This is a genomic window from Flavobacterium anhuiense, assembly GCF_004151235.1.
In the GTDB taxonomy this organism is placed as follows: domain Bacteria; phylum Bacteroidota; class Bacteroidia; order Flavobacteriales; family Flavobacteriaceae; genus Flavobacterium; species Flavobacterium anhuiense_A.
Map to the genome: position 1 here is coordinate 107,445 of NZ_JUIV01000011.1, position 15,478 is coordinate 122,922.

Genomic DNA, 15,478 nt, shown 5'->3' on the forward strand with positions numbered 1-15,478 from the left:
TTAATAATTCTCCAGCTTGAATTGATAGTTTAGACTGTTTTCAATCTTTTTACTTGAAATTTCCTTTTTAATATTTGATTTTTTAGTGCTGAATTTGGGTAAAGGTAAGTTTCGATCTTTAGCCTCTTGGGTATAATATTCTTGTCTTGTTGGATGAAAAGGCGCAACAGCATTAAAAACCTCGTTCCATTTGGATTGATTTATGATGGCTTCAATAATGCCGATGCAATCATTCTGATGAATTAAATTTATTGGAGCATCTGGATTTTCTAGGTTTTCTTTTCCGGCTAAAAACTTAACAGGATGGCGATCTTCACCAATTAATCCAGCAAAACGAAGAATGGTAGTTTCAAAATTTTGATTTTCTTGAAGCAATTTTTCAGCTAAAACCAATTGTTTGCCACTTTCTGTGTCTGGATTCGGAATTGTTTCTTCTGTTACAAGACCATTATCATCGCCGTAAACAGAAGTTGAACTTACAAAAAGCACTTTCTGAATCTTTGATTTTTCTATAAACGGAATTAGGTTTTTGATTTTTTCGACAAAAGCTTTCTTCTCAGAACTTGGATCTACTGTTCTCAGTTTTGGCGGAATATCTATGATTAAGATTTCGCTTTCGGCTAAAAAAGAATTAATGTTCTCGGAAATTCCACCGCTTTCAAAGTTTCCTTCGACTTCGCTCAGGATGACAAGAAACGGATTTATTCCTGCATCTTTTAAGATTGGAAGTTTGTTCTCCGAAGTTGTTGATCCGTTTAGCGAATTTCCTTTTGCAATTAATGCTTTCGCTAAAGGAAGTCCTAACCAACCACAGCCAAGTATACTAATTTTTGTCATTTTTTCTTTTTAAGATGCAAAGTTACAAAGTTGCAGAGTTGCAAAGTTTTTTTCACGCAGATTTAAAATGATTTAAGAAGATCTTGCAGATAATCATTTCAAATTGAATCTGCTCAATCTGCCAAATCTGCGTGAAACAAAAAAAGATTTACAAAGTTAATGTAAATCGGACTTTGTCTTTTCCTTTTGCGCCCATTCTGTTATAGAATTTAATAGCTCTTGTATTAAATTCAGGTGTTTGCCATTGTATATTGACACAATTGTTTTGGGTTCCGATTTCTTTTAGTTTTTCGATTAAAATTTCACCAATCCCAAAACCTCTTGTTTCTTCTTCCAAAAACAAACAGTCCATGTATAGAAATGTTTGTGCGTTCCAAGTAGAAAAATCAAAAGTGTAGGATGCATAACCAACAATAGTTTCTTCTGTGGCAACAACCAAACAGAATAATTTAGGATTCTCGCCAAATAAAGCATTCTTTAAACCTTCTTCTTTTCCTTCGGGAGAGAATTCAGCTTTTTCAAATTCAGCGTGTTTTTGAAGCAAAGCAAGCAATTTGGGTAAATCTGTTATTTCGCAGTTTCTTATTGAATATTCCATTGTAAGTTGATTTCGTTTTGTAAAAAGCTGATAAAATGATGAAAATAATCGGGATAATTTTCATTGGCACGAGTAGCAATGAAGTGTTTTCGTTTCAAGCCACTCTTTCCAATTTTTACTGCTTTAATCGGATTGTTTTTTAAATGTGGCTGCAGTGCCCATTTTGCCATAGACATAACGCCCATGTCGGCTTTTACCATTTCCAGAGAAGCTTCTGTTAAAGGCATCGGAGTTATTTTCTTCGGACTTACTTTGGCTGGAGCCAAAAGAAACTGATGGATAGTAACGGTTTCGAGCGGAAGGGAATGAATAATCAAATGTTCGCTGATGAAATCTTCTGCAACTACATATTTTTTGTCTGCCCAAGAATGATTTTCGGAAACGACCATTACCATTTCGTCCTGAAAAAGTTCGGTGTATTTTATATGATTGTCTTTAATGGTATCGCTAACTATTGCAATATCAATAGTATTTTCTAATAATTTCTGCAGCGGAATGTGCGTTGCTTCGGCTACAATTTTTAATTCTACATTGGGATATAAAAGATGAAACTGTTTTAAAACGGACGGAAGCCAGTGATAACTCGAAAAACATTCGGTACTAATCCTGATTTCGCCAGATTCGCCAAAAACCATTTGTTTGATCTGAGTTTCAGTTTCAGCAAGTTTATTTAGGATTTCGTTGGCTACATCATAAACTTTTTCGCCTGCTTTTGTGAGAACCAGTTTTTTATTGACTCTCAAAAAAATAGCAGTACCCAATTGATATTCTGCTTCTTTGAGTTGATGGCTCAAAGCAGATTGTGTCAAATGAAGTTTATCGATTGCTTTCGTAATACTTCCTTCTTCTACGATTGCTTTTATCAATTTTAAGTGTCGTATTTCCATTTTTGACGAATTAATACACAAAGTAACAAAATTTTAGACTGGCTTTTGTATGAAAAAAAGTAATGCTATTGATGAAATCTTTTCGTTTTTATGGCATGAAATCATCTTCTACTTTTGAAAAATAAAATCATTAAAAAGACAATTAAAATGGAAGCACAAATTAAACATTACGAAAACAAGTTAGCTTATGAAATGGATCCTTCAGATTTATTCGAAGCATTAAACGATGGCGAAAAAATTATTGTTATTGATGCCAGAAGAGCTTTTGGTTACGATGAAGAACATATTCCGAATGCGATTAATATTCCGCATCGCGAAATGAATGCAGAAACCACACAACATTTAGACAAAGAAGTATTGTACGTGACATATTGTACAGGAATTGGTTGTAATGCCTCTACAAAAGGCGCTTTGAACATGACAAAACTTGGATTTAAAGTTAAAGAATTAATCGGAGCTTTAGAATGGTGGAAGATTGATGGATATGCAACCGAAGGCACAAAAGGCGAAAAGCAAGGTTTGAAGATTGAATGCGCTTGTTAAAAAAGTAAAAAAGGCAGACTTTAGAATTAGGTCTGCCTTTTATTTAAGGTTTATTACAGCTTCAAAATATTGTACAAACATTTGTTGCCATAGCATTAATTTTTTTAAGGTTGCGGCTGTGTAACGGCTTTGATACTGTCTTTTGGAACAGCTAAACTATCTGCTGGAACGACGGGCTCAATCGGTTTTACTGGTGGTGTGTATCTTTTGATTTTCTGCTGAATCATAACTGCATCATTCAATACAAATGGAGTTGGCATCATCCAATTTTCCCTTGGCTTAACATTTAATAACGGATTGCTCATTAAATCGAAAGAACTTTCAATTAAATCCATATCAAAAACAGCCGATTTGTTGATGTAGAACTCCATTTCAAGCGGTTCGTTGCCTACAACATAATAACATAATATTTTTGAACCTTCACGTTCAAGACGATTGGTTTTTTCTCCTGAAGTAGCAACTCCATTTGCCTTAAAGTTGTAAAAAGTCATTTTTGGATTGGCAAAAATGTCATAACGATTTACTTTTCTGTTTGGAGTAATCTTAATTTTCAAGTATCTATTATTTCCAATGACGCTGTCTCTTAAAAATTGAATTGTAGGTTTTGGAACGTCAACTACAGGTGCAATTGCGCTGTAAGTAAATGTTGTATTGTACTTGCTTGTTAGCGGAAGCGTATTTAAACCAACTGCTTTTTGGCTTTTCTCGCCTAAATATGATTTCGTCCATTCATCCAAATTGGTATCATAAGTTGTCCAAACCGCAGAATTGTTGTCGGCATTATAAACATACAATAAACTGTTTGACTTGGCTTTTCCAGGTTCATATCCTGAATGATATCCGGCGTAAGCGAAAAATGCGATAGAAGTAAGGAAGAAAACCACAATCCAAGCTCCTTTTTTAGCAAAAGCTCCAAATATTGGCAGTAACAATCCGAATAGCAAAACGGTTAAGATTGCGCTTCCAAATAAAATTTTTAGACCTAAACCAATTGGAAACATTACAATAAAAGGAGCAACTATAGCCAGAGCTGGAATAGAGAATATTAAATTCATTCCTAAACTGTAATGTTGTGTAAAAACAAATATTCCGAATAGCAATATTCCGAAATAAACTGGAATAATTAAAAAGCCAGCTCCCGTTAGGCTGTTCGCTAAAAATGCATTAATGATAATCCAAAGCAGTAAAGGAGCCACAAAATGGTTCATTGTGGTTTTGGCTTCGGAGAAATGGTGGTAGAATGCAAAACAAATGGCAATGCTTAATGTAACAAAAGCGCCTATATAAGCATGTCCGTTATATGTAAATCCGTTTAGAAGATCAGAATACTGCGGATAAATCTCGAGAATTAGTTTCCATCCTAAAAATGTGACCAATCCAGCAATTATAATCGACCCTAAAAGCGGAACAAAACCTTTGAATATTTCTGTGAAAGTGATGATTCTTTTTACTTTTCCAACAAAAATGAATAAGACCAATAATCCAAAAGCAATCAGTGTCATTGGCATTACCCATGTAAACGGATAGCTAATGAAGGTAAAAGGAGCACTGAAATAAACATTATCTTCAGTAGATTCTGTCTGGTTTAAGTCAATGTTTGTTAAGTATTTCAACAAAGGCATGATGTAAGTGCCTTGATGTGCTAACGTAGTTTTATTTAAATGCTGAATATCATCTTGCTGCGTGTGATAGTTGAAATGCCCATCGATAAAAGCAAAATTGAATCCCTGAATATTTCCTTGTTCTCTAAAAACGGTTAGATCAGTATCATTTGGAAGCATTTTGTAAATGCTGTACATCAGAGAATTTGAAACAGGATGAGAAGGTTTTGCTTTAGTAAATTCCTCAACCAAGGTTTGATTTCCTTTGTTGGTTTCCATCAGCATGTAGCTCGGTCCAGAAGTTCCTCTTGCTTCAAAGTTTAAAACCAAACCAACGTCTTTTGCCCAAGGATGTTTGTTTACGAATAAAGCTGCACCGTTTAATCCTAATTCTTCTGCATCAGAAAATAATATGATAATATCGTTTTTTTGAGGATGTTTGGAGTATAAAAAGGCGCGAACACCTTCTAAAATTGTTGCGACACCAGAAGCATCGTCGCTTGCGCCTTTTGAGAAAGAATGTGGCGCACTGTCATAATGAGAAAGAAGTAAAAGCGCTTTTGTATTGTTTGTTCCTTTAATGCGGGCCAAAATATTTTTTGACTTTACCAAAAGGCCTTTATCATTTAGAGTAAAACCTTCCTGAACACTGGTTTCTAATCCGATTCTGTTTAATTCTAGTTTAAGATAATTAGCAACAAGTTGGTGATTGGTCGATCCTACATAGTGTGGTTTTTGTGCTATAATTTCGACTTGATTTAAGGCTCTTTCAGTCGAAAATTCAGCAAGAGCTTCGTCGTCTTTAGAGATTCCTTGCGGCATCATCGTGGCGTATATAATGCCAAGTAAAGCTAAAACGCAGACTATGGCTAGAATTGAGGTGGGGTTTTTTCTCATGGTAAATTAAACTAACTATATTTCTTTTTTAACAAGCATAAAATAATCATTGTCCAAGGAACGATAACCTTGGTCATACAAGAAATAATATGTATTTCCTGTCTTGGTCTGCAGAATGTTTGTAAAGAACTCAAAATCAAACCCTTTTGTTAGTAATTTGTCTCGAGAAGCTTTAGATTTTCCATCTACATTTAACTCTGCCAAAATACGGTAATTTTTGCGTAACTTGTTGTTTATATTTCGCATGAAATTCGTGCTATCTTTATTTATTTTGTTATTGTAGGCATTGCGACAGCTGTCAGAGCAGAATTTTTTGTCTTCTCGGCCGAAAATTTTAGCTGAGCATTCGAGGCATGTTTTCATGAAACAGTTTTTAATTTATTGAAAATCAGATTTTATTAATTATTTGGTTAATCTCATAGATTAAAGTTTCAACCTGGTTTATATCACAGTCAGTTAGAATAATATCTTTAAAACCATTTTCCATATTTATTCTTAGTTCGCAAGATTTTGCTGGAAAATTTAGACCAAATGTCACTTCGATAATTTTATTTAAGAAAGATAAATTTCTTATAAGCTCTAAACTTTGAATGTTTTCTATGTCAATTGCCCTATTATCTTTTTTGTAATCAGCATTATTTATTATTAAATGGCCATCTTCAAAATAAATTTCGAATAAGGGATTTTTTCTGATTATGGCCATTTTTTACTGTAATTTTTATGAATTCAATTTTTTAATTTCGTACAAATCAGATCTACGATCCTTTAACGTTTTAACGCTACCATGTTCGTGAAGTTCTTTCAATAAGTTCAAATCGACATCGACAATTAAAGTCATTTCTGTGTTTGGAGTCGCTTCTGCTTTGATTCCGTTACTTGGAAAAGCAAAGTCGGATGGCGTAAATACAGAAGATTGCGCATATTGAATATCCATATTGTTTACTTTCGGAAGATTTCCAACGCAACCTGCTATGGCTACATAACACTCATTTTCGATGGCGCGAGCTTGCGAACAATGTTTTACACGAGTATAACCATTTTGAGTATCGGTCAAAAATGGCACAAACAAAATATCCATTCCTTCGTCTGCCAAAAGTCTAGAAAGTTCTGGGAACTCAACATCATAACAGATTAAAATTCCAATTTTACCACAATCGGTATCAAAGGTTTTAAATTGAGATCCGCCTTTCATCCCCCAATGTATAACTTCGTTTGGCGTGATATGGATTTTGGTATACATTTCTGAAGTTCCGTCTCTTTTACATAAGAAACCAACATTGTAAAGATTTCCGCCTTCGACATAAGGCATACTTCCAGTAATAATGTTGATGTTGTATGAAATGGCAAATTCTTGGAAGCGCTTACGAATTGGATCGGTGTGGCGTGCCAATTCGCGAATAGCTTCGGCTTCAGATAAATGATTATAATCGGCCATTAAAGGCGCAGTAAACAATTCTGGAAATAAGGCAAAATCAGAACCATAACCCGAAACTGCATCAATAAAAAATTCAGCTTGCTCAAAAAGTGCTTCGACATTATTCAACGGGCGCATCTGCCACTGAATCAATCCTAAACGAATAATTTCTTTCTTAACATTAATTAGTTTTGGACTGTCGTCATAGTAAATATTGTTCCATTCCAGCAAAACCGCAAACTCTTTCGATTCTTCGTCTCCTTCCAAATAATTTTTAAGGATTCGTAAAACGTGGAAATCATTGCTCAGCTGAAAAGAAAGAACCGGATCGTACAGTTCTTTGGTGCGTACTTTTTCTATATACGCTTTTGGAGACAGTTTTTTAGCGTGTTCTCTATAGTTCGGAATTCTTCCTGCAAAAACAATTGCTTTTAAATTCAGCTGTTCGCAAAGTTCTTTTCTGGCATCATATAATCGGCGCCCCAAACGCAAGCCTCTATAATTTGGGTGAATAAAAACATCTATTCCGTATAAAATTTCCGCATTCGGATTGTGAGTAGAGAAGGTATAGTTTCCACTAATTTGCTGATAGTTATGTCTTTTTTCTACCAACTTTTCATCAACAATGAGAGATAGAGCAGAGCCTACTACTTTTCCGTCAACCAAAATCACCAGCTGTCCTTCCGGAAAAATAGAAAGAAGTCTTTCTATGTCGTCAGATCCCCAATACGAATCGGCCATTTCTGGATACGATTCAATCATTGATTTCTTTAATTGTCTATAGTCCTCAATTTCAAGGTTTCTTAGCTCTACTTTTTTAATTTTTGCCTGCATATCGTAAGATTTATCTCAAATATACAAAAAACAAATTCCATTTACAAACGCTTACAAATAGTTACAGTCGATAGTAAATAGTTAATAACCGACTGTCAGCGCTGGGGTTTCTCATCTTTGCAGTGTTGAATTTGATAAACGATTCAACTTATTCATAATTTAAAAAACAATATACGCCATGAAAAACAGAGTACAATTAATTGGGAATGTAGGAAACGATCCAGAAGTTAAAACATTAGAAAACGGAAGAAAGCTTGCACACATTACAATCGCAACAAAGGATTATTACAAAAATGACAAGGGAGAAAAAGTAGAACAAACCGAATGGCATAGAATAACAGCTTGGGGAAAAACAGCAGAAATTATCGAAAAGTTTGTTGTGAAAGGGAAAGAAGTTGCTGTTGAAGGAAAATTGACACACAGAAGCTACGATGATAAAAACGGAGAAAAACGCTATATAACCGAAGTGGTTGTAAATGAAATTTTATTGCTGAGTAAATAACATTTAATATTCCGTTAGGAATATCTCGTCGGTAGAAAAAAAATGATGTTGTTTGTAGTGTCCTGTAGGGACACCTGTTTTGTGGAATAATTCATTTCACCAATCAAACGTTCCTACGGAACGTAAAACCATAATCCAAATCGAATTTCTACCGATGAGACATTCGTACGGAATGAAATGCTTTTAGAATTAAAGGACGATTAGTTAAACCCGACAGGTTTTTAAAATCTGTCGGGTTTAATATTTTGCAAAAAAATGTTTTTATATAATTGAAACCCCATTAGCGTCAGTTGTAAGAACCTCGCTCATGTAATCGAAAAAAGGTCTCATGTTTTTGAAAGCGTCTAAGGCCAGCTCTAAAAACTGCGGACTCAATACTTCCTTGTCAGTAAAACGTTTTATGACCAAAAATTGTTTGAAACGAAGCAAATCAATAGCAGGATGATCCACATCAAATCCTTTTGGTTTTGTTTTGAGCTGTTCTCCTTGCAAAGTGCCAAAGTTGCTTTTGAAAGATTCAGAATTCAGTATTTCCTGAAAGGTTTCAGGATCTTGGGCAAATTCGGTTCTTATTCGTTTTAAATCGGCAGCATTCGGTCCCCAAAATCCACCCGCGAAAAAGTTGTTTCCTTTTTCCAGATGAAAATAATAGCCGCCACGTCTTGCTGCGGTTGCTCGCGTATAACTTCCGCCCCAATAATGTTTAAAAGGTGTTTTATCTTTAGAAAAACGAATGTCGCGATAGATTCTGTAAACACTTTTTTTGCCAGAAGTATTTTCTAAAACATCCGTTTTGGAAAGTTCTTTTAGTAAAGCACCAGCAAAAGTTTCAATATGATTAAGTTCTATCAAATATTGTGGTTTATGCTCTTCAAACCATGGTTTGTTATTGTTTTCCTTTAGCTGAACCAAAAAGTCAAGACTAGATTTGGGAATTGTAATATCGTTTTTCATAATTGAATTTAAAAATCGAAAAATAGACTGCAATTTAAAACTAAAAAACCCACCAGAGAAATCTGATGGGTTTTTCTATATCGCGTTAAGCAGTTTTTTTGAATAAATCAAACATAGGACAGCGTGAGCAGCGTTTCTTTTCGCTCTTTTTATATTTTTCACAGCAAGAAGATTTACAATTCTCAATCTTCTTAATTTTATCAAGGATATCTTTGTTTTTCTTTTTCTTCTTATCCTTTTTTTTGTCCTTGTCTTTTTCTTTCTTGCTCACTTTTTCCTCTGAATTTTAAAAACAGAGACAAATATAAACCAAAAAAGTTATTTTTAAACATTCTAAATAAACTTTAACTTTTTTATTTAGGATTAATAGCGATTGAACTTGTAACTGTTAATTGCTGAATATCACGATCAAATAAATAAAGTCCACCTTTATCGTCACCAATTAAGTTGATTTTGTCTAAGATAGATTTAGCTGTAGCTTCTTCTTCAATTTGTTCAGAAACGTACCATTGTAAGAAATTGTGCGTCGCATAATCTCTTTCTTCAAAAGTAATATGAACCAATTCGTTAATAGATTTCGAAACAAAAAGTTCATGATTATAAAGCTCCTCAAACATTTCTTTGAAAGTCGTATAAGTTGTTTTTGGCGCTTTAAGATCTGTTACCTGAGCATGCCCTCCGCGTTCGTTTACATACTTAACCAATTTAAGCATGTGTGCACGCTCTTCGTCTGACTGTGTGTACATGAATTGCGAGATTCCCTCTAATCCTTGCACTTCAGCCCAACAAGCCATAGAAAGATAAGTTTGTGAAGATTCTGCTTCTATGCGGATTTGCTTGTTTAAAGCCGATTCAATATTTTTTGCTAACATAATAAGTGTCTTTTTTGTAAAATTAAGAAATTATTCATTTCATTTTTTCAAAAGCTCGAAAACATTAGACTTTTGAATTAGCCTTAAGTGGAATTAATTGGGCTTGATTTCCTCAAAATTGGCTGGATTTAAAAATGTAAATCATATTATTTTAGAAATAAGCAATAAAAAAAGCCCTTAAGAAAAAATCTTAAGGACTTTTTAATCGAGTCTATTAAAAAGAAATTATTTTACGATAAAAGTAACTCTTCTAGCTAATCTTCTAGCTTCGTCAGAGTCTTTTTGGATTGATGTATCTGCACCATTTGCAATAACATTTAAACGAGAAGAAGCAATTCCAGCTTTTTCAAAAATAGTTTTTACGTTTGTTGCTCTAGTGTTAGATAGTTTTTCGTTGTACTCAGCTTTTCCAACTTGATCAGCATAACCAACAAGGTCAAGAGAAGCAGAAGGATTTTTTCTTAAGTAATTTAAAACTACATCAATCGCAGCAGTTGAGTTTTCAATAGGAGTCGTTTTGTTGAAATCAAAATACACACTGTAGTACTTATCATTAATCATTCTTTTGATTAAATCACTATCAGTTGGCTGTGCATTATTTAATTGTTTTTCTACAATAACTTCTTTTTGTGCAGGTCTGTTTTTGATTTGTGATTCAAGATCTGCTACTTTGTTTTCCAACGCAGTAATATCAGCATTGTTACTTTCGCTAGAAATTACTGTCCAGTCTGCATGTTTTGTATTTTTACCTAAGTAAACGTTTAAACCAACAGTTCCGTTAAAAATCAAACCAGAAAAACCTCTGTTACCTGCAGCATAAGCTCCATCAAAAGTACGATCTTGAGATGCATTGAAAATAGTTGAGAAATCACCAGTTAAAGCAACTCTGTTTGATAATCTTATTTGTCCAGTTACCCCAGCAATAAAGTTACCCATTTCATCTGCTCCTTTGAAGTTATCGTTTCTTAATTGAGAATAACCAAAACCAGCATGTCCTAATAAACCAATAGTGTTTGTCCAAGTTTCAAAATTCATGATGCGGCCTAAGTTGGCTACCGCTTGTAAATCTAATCTATAGTATCTTGAATCAAAATCAATAGAGCTTCCTTTTGCGGTAAAACTGTTGTATCCAAAGTCTGCTTTCAAACCAAATTTGTTGTTAAGCATGTAGCGAACCCCTAAATCTCCAGTCCATGGACTTACAGTATTTGTATAATATCCATCGCTAAATGGTCGTTGCGGTTTGTTAAAACCTGCGCCTAAATCTATAGACCATTTATTATAAGCATTGTTACTTTCTGTTTGAGCATGTACTGCAGTTAACGCTAGGGCAAATGCAAGAGTCATTACAACTTTTTTCATTATGTTTTAATTTTAAATTTTTGCCCAAAACAACAATAAATTGTAGGTAAAAACTTTCTTTAAAAGCCAAAAAAGTATTAAAATAAGACTATTAGCAAAAAATTAAAGAATAAGGAATGACCCGTAAAATACAGGGATTTTGTGGTAAGTTGCTGATAACGAATTTGTTTAATCAAATCCGTCGGCAAATTTGCGCAAAACAAGTTGTTTCGCAGCAATGTCGTAATAACTTAAAATAATGTAGTTACTCAACTTAAGAGTATTATAAAGAACTGCTTCTTTATGAGAATCCAAAAAATAGTAAACTTTATCAGAAGCGAAAGGCTCGTGTGTTTCTTTGGTTAATTCTAACTTTTTGGTCCAGATGCTTTCGAAAAAGACAGAATAGTTGGTTTCAATGTTGTAATAGCCGTTTGAAGGAAAATCGCCAAAAGGATCATTAAAAGCAAAACCATTCATAGAAATCGATTTTAAATCGCTGCCCGAACCACCTAAAGTGATGAATAGATTTTTTTGATTCTTATAAACCGAAAGTCCAGCATCAAGAGAAGATAATGTTTTTAAAAACTTTGCTGTATTTTTTAATTGCTTTGGTGGACGATCTTCAATTTGCATGAGCAAAGGAGAATTGCCAAAACGGATAGTATCTTTCTTGGTAACTGCAAATGATTTTATAGTTTCGCCAGATTCATAATCTTTTATATCAAATAAAAGTTCGTCAGCGTTAACATTTATCTGGTATAATTTGTTTTCATGGTAATAAGAGTTAGACGTTTTTGGATTTTTCTCTCCAACAGGTTTCATAAACGTCTTCTCTATTATTTCCTGATTTTCTAAATTAATATCAAACAATTGTGTTTTTCTAAAACTTTGGTCTAAAGTTAGAATCAAACGGTTCGGAAGCGTGTAAAGTTTGCTTTTGGCACTTACTTTATATAACGGATTGTACTCACCAGAATCCATTTTCTCAATCGGATTTTCATTCAGAATCTGGTTGAATGTTTTCGGTTGGGTCTTTCTATCTATGAATTTAAAAGAACTGAAATCGAGGAATCGTTCCTCTGCCATTCCGTTTTTAAAAACAAAAGCAGTCAATGCCTGTTTTGTTTTGCTTTGCATCAATAAATAGAAATTATTGTCTTTTTGATATTGCGTTAAGAGATAATTCTCTTCAAGCGGAATTTGGAATTTTAATGCTCTGGAAGTTTTGTTTTCCAGGTAATATTTAATCAAAATGATTGTTTTTTCTTCTTTCGAAAACCAATACAAAGTCGGATTTCCGTCTTCGCTAAAACTATACCCCATCAAAGATCTGTTTTCAGTATACTGACGGTTTGTGACAAATTTGTCTCTTAAGAATAAAGCGCTATTGTATTTTAATATGGAAAGACTGTCTGCGCTGGCGGCAAAAACAAATACATCGCGAGTAGCCGTATTTTTGCCAGTCATGATTTCGGATTGCCCTACTTTGTTTTTTAAATCGATTGTATAAGAAGTCAGCACTGTCTGACTTAACACAACAGTACTTGATATTAAAAACAAAAAAAGGAAAATTCGTTTCATATGTTTTTTACGCACAAAAATTATTCCGCTTATTATTGATTCATAAGCTCTTGAAAAAGATCTACAAATTGACCAACGTGCATTCCATCCATTAAACCATGATGAACATAGACCGCCATTGACATGGTTCTTTTTCCTGTTTCAGAAACCATCATTTTTCCAAAGGAAATTTTAGGACAACTGTCTGGATACGTAAAACTGCGCGCATGAGTAATTGAACTGAAATTCAACCACGGAATTGCCGAAAAATGAATTAGATTATCATCATCAAAAGATCTCGTAAAAAGTCCGGTTGTATTTTGAATGCGTTCGATTTCGGTTAATGCAATTTGTTCGAATGTTTTAAAATCTGGGTGATATTCAATTAAAGAAAATCCAAAAGTACCATCTTCTCGACCAATTGTTGCCGAAGCATCGATACGGTCGTTAATGTATATTTTGTCTTCTGAAATTCGATATCTAAAATTTTCGATTGCGTTTACCGCAGTCAAAGTTTTATGCAAATAGAAAATGAAGAACGAAGCATTGATACTTTTTGCGGTTTGATACGCTTTTGTACAATCAATTTCTACCGTTGCGCCAAAAAAAGGTTCATCCATTTGTTTAAAATGGGCAAAATGCTCTTTTCTATTCCAATTTTCTAGGTCAAAAAGTGTTTTCATTATAATAAATTCGGAACCACTTCTGCGATAGTTTCAAATGAACTAAAATGCTCGTGTTCTATAGTGTGATTAATTTTTTCGTGTTCCCAAGTAGTGTGAAACGGAATATGAACGGCATAACCGCCAATTCCTAAAACAGGCAGAACATCTGATTTTAATGAGTTTCCGATCATCAAAAATTCGTGTGGCTCAATTTCTAAACGGCCTAAAAGTTTCTGATAATCGATTTCTTGTTTGTCTGACATTACTTCGATATGATGAAAATAATGTCCTAAACCAGAACGATGCAATTTGCTATGCTGATCTTTTAAATCGCCTTTTGTAGCAACAACCAATTTGTATTTGCCTTTTAAAGCTTCAAGCGTTTCTTCGATTCCGTCCAACAATTCGATTGGTTTTTCTAACAATTCTTTTCCGTATTGAATAATCTTTTCAATGACTTCCATCGGAATGGTATTGTTTGAAATGTTCATTGCGGCTTCAATCATCGAAAGGATATAACCTTTAATTCCGTAACCGTACAAAGGCAGATTGGCAATTTCGATTTTAAATAATTCCTGCGAAATGCCTTGATGCGAAAGATAATCTTCCATCAAAGCGCAAAATTTATGTTCGGTTTCTTGAAAGTAAGGTTCGTTTACAAACAAAGTATCATCGGCATCAAATGCGATTACTTTTAGGTTTGGTATTTTAGTTTTATGTAACATGGTGTTTTTGTTTCAAGTTTAAAGTTTTCTTTGTTTCAGTTTTTTTTGCCACGACCCTAGCAATAGCGAACAGTCGAAGCAAATTCACAAATTATACTAATTTTTTGCCACAGATTATTAAGATTTAAAAAATTATCTACTCAATCTGCGTGAGACTTTTTTAACCACAAATTACGCAAATTGCACAAATTTTTTTAGCCACAGATTAAATGATTATTCATGTTTTAAAAAATAAATCTGCTCAATCTGCTCAATCTGCGAGAGTTTTTTTTGCCACTCCCGATAACTATCGGGAGCGTGAAACCTTTTATTTAATCTTTAGAAAAAAGCCCTTTCAAAGAAATTGTTTTATCGTAAAAAGTAATTCGGATTCCGAAAAGCAGAATGATTCCGCCTAAAACCATCTGTAAAGTTATTTGTTCTTCTAAAAACAACCAAGCTAAAATTGAGGTAATTACAGCTTGACTCAATAAACTTAGTGAAACTCTCGTTGCGCGCATGTGCTGAGTGGCATAACTTATCGAAAGCCAAGCGCACAATTGACAAATGACTGCTTGTAGAACCAAAACAAACCAGCCTGCATTTGAAAATCCGGTGAAAGGTTCGTCTAATGAGTAACATAAAATTCCTAAATAAATACTCGAAGCAAATAAACTGATGGTCATAAACGACAAAACATCGATTTCTGAAAGAACATTTTTGCTGACCAAAAGATAAATCGAATATAAAATTCCAGATAAAACAGCAAATAGAAATGCTTTATCAAAGTTTAAATCGATAAAAAACTCAAAACCAACCAAAGTTACCATTCCGAATAAAGCGACTAGTGTTCCAATCCAGAAATTCGTTGCAGGTTTTGCTTTCAGAAAAAAGAAAGAACCAACTCCAACCCAAACTGGAGATAAATTGGTCAGCAACGAAGCCTGAGTCGCGCTCGATTCCTGAATGGCGATATTCCAAACAGCAACATCAGATGAGAATAAAACACCGCAAAGTATAGCCAAAAGGGCAAATTTTAGTTTTGGGAATTTAAAGTTTCCACTGAAAATGACATAAGGCAAAAGCAACACCACAGCAAAAAACATTCGGTAAAAAGCCGAAATTAATCCTGGTGTTAAACGTAATTTTACCAATATAGGAAAAATCGATATGCAAAGTATACCGCAGATTAGAGCTAATCTTGGTTTGGTGAGTTTCATTTTTAGTTTATTTTTTTCAAGTTTTTTGGTGTATAGTTTAAAAAAG

The 15,478-nt window shown here is 33.9% G+C and carries 17 protein-coding genes; 2 read left to right on the forward strand and 15 right to left on the reverse strand.

Going from position 1 to position 15,478, the window contains the following annotated elements:
• The 3 genes from NU08_RS14190 to NU08_RS14200 all read right to left on the reverse strand — a co-directional run bounded on the left by NU08_RS14190 (position 1) and on the right by NU08_RS14200 (position 2,322).
• Positions 1 to 837, reverse strand: a complete 837-nt coding sequence (locus NU08_RS14190) for an SDR family oxidoreductase (protein ID WP_129747841.1) — start codon at positions 835 to 837, stop codon at positions 1 to 3.
• Between the two features lie 148 nt (positions 838 to 985).
• Positions 986 to 1,435: a GNAT family N-acetyltransferase gene (locus tag NU08_RS14195; protein WP_129747842.1), complete on the reverse strand. Its 450-nt coding sequence runs from the start codon at positions 1,433 to 1,435 to the stop codon at positions 986 to 988.
• Entirely contained in the window at positions 1,420 to 2,322 is a 903-nt protein-coding gene (locus NU08_RS14200) for a LysR family transcriptional regulator (RefSeq protein ID WP_129747843.1), read from the reverse strand. The genes NU08_RS14195 and NU08_RS14200 overlap by 16 nt, the downstream gene beginning before the upstream one ends.
• Before the next feature lie 147 nt (positions 2,323 to 2,469).
• Here NU08_RS14200 and NU08_RS14205 point away from each other — a divergent pair, with 147 nt between their 5' ends.
• A complete protein-coding gene (locus NU08_RS14205; protein WP_129747844.1) occupies positions 2,470 to 2,865 on the forward strand; it encodes a rhodanese-like domain-containing protein in 396 nt (131 codons plus the stop codon).
• Positions 2,866 to 2,969: 104 nt separating this feature from the next.
• Here NU08_RS14205 and NU08_RS14210 read toward each other — a convergent pair whose 3' ends face one another.
• The 4 genes from NU08_RS14210 to NU08_RS14225 are packed head-to-tail and all read right to left on the reverse strand — an operon-like array spanning position 2,970 to position 7,611.
• Entirely contained in the window at positions 2,970 to 5,363 is a 2,394-nt protein-coding gene (locus NU08_RS14210; protein ID WP_165352457.1) for a M28 family peptidase, read from the reverse strand.
• 15 nt (positions 5,364 to 5,378) lie between these two features.
• Positions 5,379 to 5,726: a hypothetical protein gene (locus NU08_RS14215; protein ID WP_008465546.1), complete on the reverse strand. Its 348-nt coding sequence runs from the start codon at positions 5,724 to 5,726 to the stop codon at positions 5,379 to 5,381.
• A 25-nt stretch (positions 5,727 to 5,751) separates the two neighbouring features.
• Positions 5,752 to 6,066 (reverse strand): hypothetical protein, encoded by a 315-nt coding sequence (locus tag NU08_RS14220; RefSeq protein ID WP_129747845.1) that lies wholly within the window; start codon positions 6,064 to 6,066, stop codon positions 5,752 to 5,754.
• Positions 6,067 to 6,081: 15 nt separating this feature from the next.
• Positions 6,082 to 7,611: a bifunctional GNAT family N-acetyltransferase/carbon-nitrogen hydrolase family protein gene (locus NU08_RS14225; protein ID WP_129747846.1), complete on the reverse strand. Its 1,530-nt coding sequence runs from the start codon at positions 7,609 to 7,611 to the stop codon at positions 6,082 to 6,084.
• Positions 7,612 to 7,789: 178 nt separating this feature from the next.
• Here NU08_RS14225 and NU08_RS14230 point away from each other — a divergent pair, with 178 nt between their 5' ends.
• Positions 7,790 to 8,113 carry a single-stranded DNA-binding protein gene (locus NU08_RS14230; RefSeq protein ID WP_410501067.1) on the forward strand — a complete coding sequence of 108 codons (324 nt, stop codon included), beginning with the start codon at positions 7,790 to 7,792 and terminating at the stop codon, positions 8,111 to 8,113.
• A gap of 261 nt (positions 8,114 to 8,374) precedes the next feature.
• Here NU08_RS14230 and NU08_RS14235 read toward each other — a convergent pair whose 3' ends face one another.
• The 8 genes from NU08_RS14235 to NU08_RS14270 form a co-directional block, all read right to left on the reverse strand.
• Positions 8,375 to 9,067, reverse strand: a complete 693-nt coding sequence (locus NU08_RS14235; RefSeq protein WP_129747848.1) for a DUF2461 domain-containing protein — start codon at positions 9,065 to 9,067, stop codon at positions 8,375 to 8,377.
• A gap of 85 nt (positions 9,068 to 9,152) precedes the next feature.
• On the reverse strand, positions 9,153 to 9,338 hold the full coding sequence (locus NU08_RS14240) for a hypothetical protein (protein WP_029271150.1): 186 nt from the start codon (positions 9,336 to 9,338) through the stop codon (positions 9,153 to 9,155).
• 82 nt (positions 9,339 to 9,420) lie between these two features.
• Positions 9,421 to 9,939 (reverse strand): ferritin, encoded by a 519-nt coding sequence (locus tag NU08_RS14245; protein ID WP_008465537.1) that lies wholly within the window; start codon positions 9,937 to 9,939, stop codon positions 9,421 to 9,423.
• Positions 9,940 to 10,164: 225 nt separating this feature from the next.
• Positions 10,165 to 11,301: an OmpA family protein gene (locus NU08_RS14250; protein ID WP_129747849.1), complete on the reverse strand. Its 1,137-nt coding sequence runs from the start codon at positions 11,299 to 11,301 to the stop codon at positions 10,165 to 10,167.
• A gap of 168 nt (positions 11,302 to 11,469) precedes the next feature.
• A complete protein-coding gene (locus NU08_RS14255; RefSeq protein ID WP_129747850.1) occupies positions 11,470 to 12,864 on the reverse strand; it encodes a hypothetical protein in 1,395 nt (464 codons plus the stop codon).
• Positions 12,865 to 12,896: 32 nt separating this feature from the next.
• A complete protein-coding gene (locus NU08_RS14260; RefSeq protein WP_129747851.1) occupies positions 12,897 to 13,526 on the reverse strand; it encodes a chloramphenicol acetyltransferase in 630 nt (209 codons plus the stop codon).
• Positions 13,526 to 14,233: an HAD family hydrolase gene (locus NU08_RS14265; RefSeq protein WP_129747852.1), complete on the reverse strand. Its 708-nt coding sequence runs from the start codon at positions 14,231 to 14,233 to the stop codon at positions 13,526 to 13,528. The genes NU08_RS14260 and NU08_RS14265 overlap by 1 nt, the downstream gene beginning before the upstream one ends.
• Before the next feature lie 311 nt (positions 14,234 to 14,544).
• Positions 14,545 to 15,432: a DMT family transporter gene (locus NU08_RS14270; RefSeq protein WP_129747853.1), complete on the reverse strand. Its 888-nt coding sequence runs from the start codon at positions 15,430 to 15,432 to the stop codon at positions 14,545 to 14,547.
• Positions 15,433 to 15,478 lie beyond the last annotated feature (46 nt).

Excerpts from the sequence above, each read along its gene's own strand:
- NU08_RS14190 (WP_129747841.1), bottom strand. The coding sequence starts at position 837 with ATGACAAAAATTAGTATACTTGGCTGTGGTTGGTTAGGACTTCCTTTA.
- NU08_RS14195 (WP_129747842.1), bottom strand. The coding sequence starts at position 1,435 with ATGGAATATTCAATAAGAAACTGCGAAATAACAGATTTACCCAAATTG.
- NU08_RS14200 (WP_129747843.1), bottom strand. The coding sequence starts at position 2,322 with ATGGAAATACGACACTTAAAATTGATAAAAGCAATCGTAGAAGAAGGA.
- NU08_RS14205 (WP_129747844.1), top strand. The coding sequence starts at position 2,470 with ATGGAAGCACAAATTAAACATTACGAAAACAAGTTAGCTTATGAAATG.
- NU08_RS14210 (WP_165352457.1), bottom strand. The coding sequence starts at position 5,363 with ATGAGAAAAAACCCCACCTCAATTCTAGCCATAGTCTGCGTTTTAGCT.
- NU08_RS14215 (WP_008465546.1), bottom strand. The coding sequence starts at position 5,726 with ATGAAAACATGCCTCGAATGCTCAGCTAAAATTTTCGGCCGAGAAGAC.
- NU08_RS14220 (WP_129747845.1), bottom strand. The coding sequence starts at position 6,066 with ATGGCCATAATCAGAAAAAATCCCTTATTCGAAATTTATTTTGAAGAT.
- NU08_RS14225 (WP_129747846.1), bottom strand. The coding sequence starts at position 7,611 with ATGCAGGCAAAAATTAAAAAAGTAGAGCTAAGAAACCTTGAAATTGAG.
- NU08_RS14230 (WP_410501067.1), top strand. The coding sequence starts at position 7,790 with ATGAAAAACAGAGTACAATTAATTGGGAATGTAGGAAACGATCCAGAA.
- NU08_RS14235 (WP_129747848.1), bottom strand. The coding sequence starts at position 9,067 with ATGAAAAACGATATTACAATTCCCAAATCTAGTCTTGACTTTTTGGTT.
- NU08_RS14245 (WP_008465537.1), bottom strand. The coding sequence starts at position 9,939 with ATGTTAGCAAAAAATATTGAATCGGCTTTAAACAAGCAAATCCGCATA.
- NU08_RS14250 (WP_129747849.1), bottom strand. The coding sequence starts at position 11,301 with ATGAAAAAAGTTGTAATGACTCTTGCATTTGCCCTAGCGTTAACTGCA.
- NU08_RS14255 (WP_129747850.1), bottom strand. The coding sequence starts at position 12,864 with ATGAAACGAATTTTCCTTTTTTTGTTTTTAATATCAAGTACTGTTGTG.
- NU08_RS14260 (WP_129747851.1), bottom strand. The coding sequence starts at position 13,526 with ATGAAAACACTTTTTGACCTAGAAAATTGGAATAGAAAAGAGCATTTT.
- NU08_RS14265 (WP_129747852.1), bottom strand. The coding sequence starts at position 14,233 with ATGTTACATAAAACTAAAATACCAAACCTAAAAGTAATCGCATTTGAT.
- NU08_RS14270 (WP_129747853.1), bottom strand. The coding sequence starts at position 15,432 with ATGAAACTCACCAAACCAAGATTAGCTCTAATCTGCGGTATACTTTGC.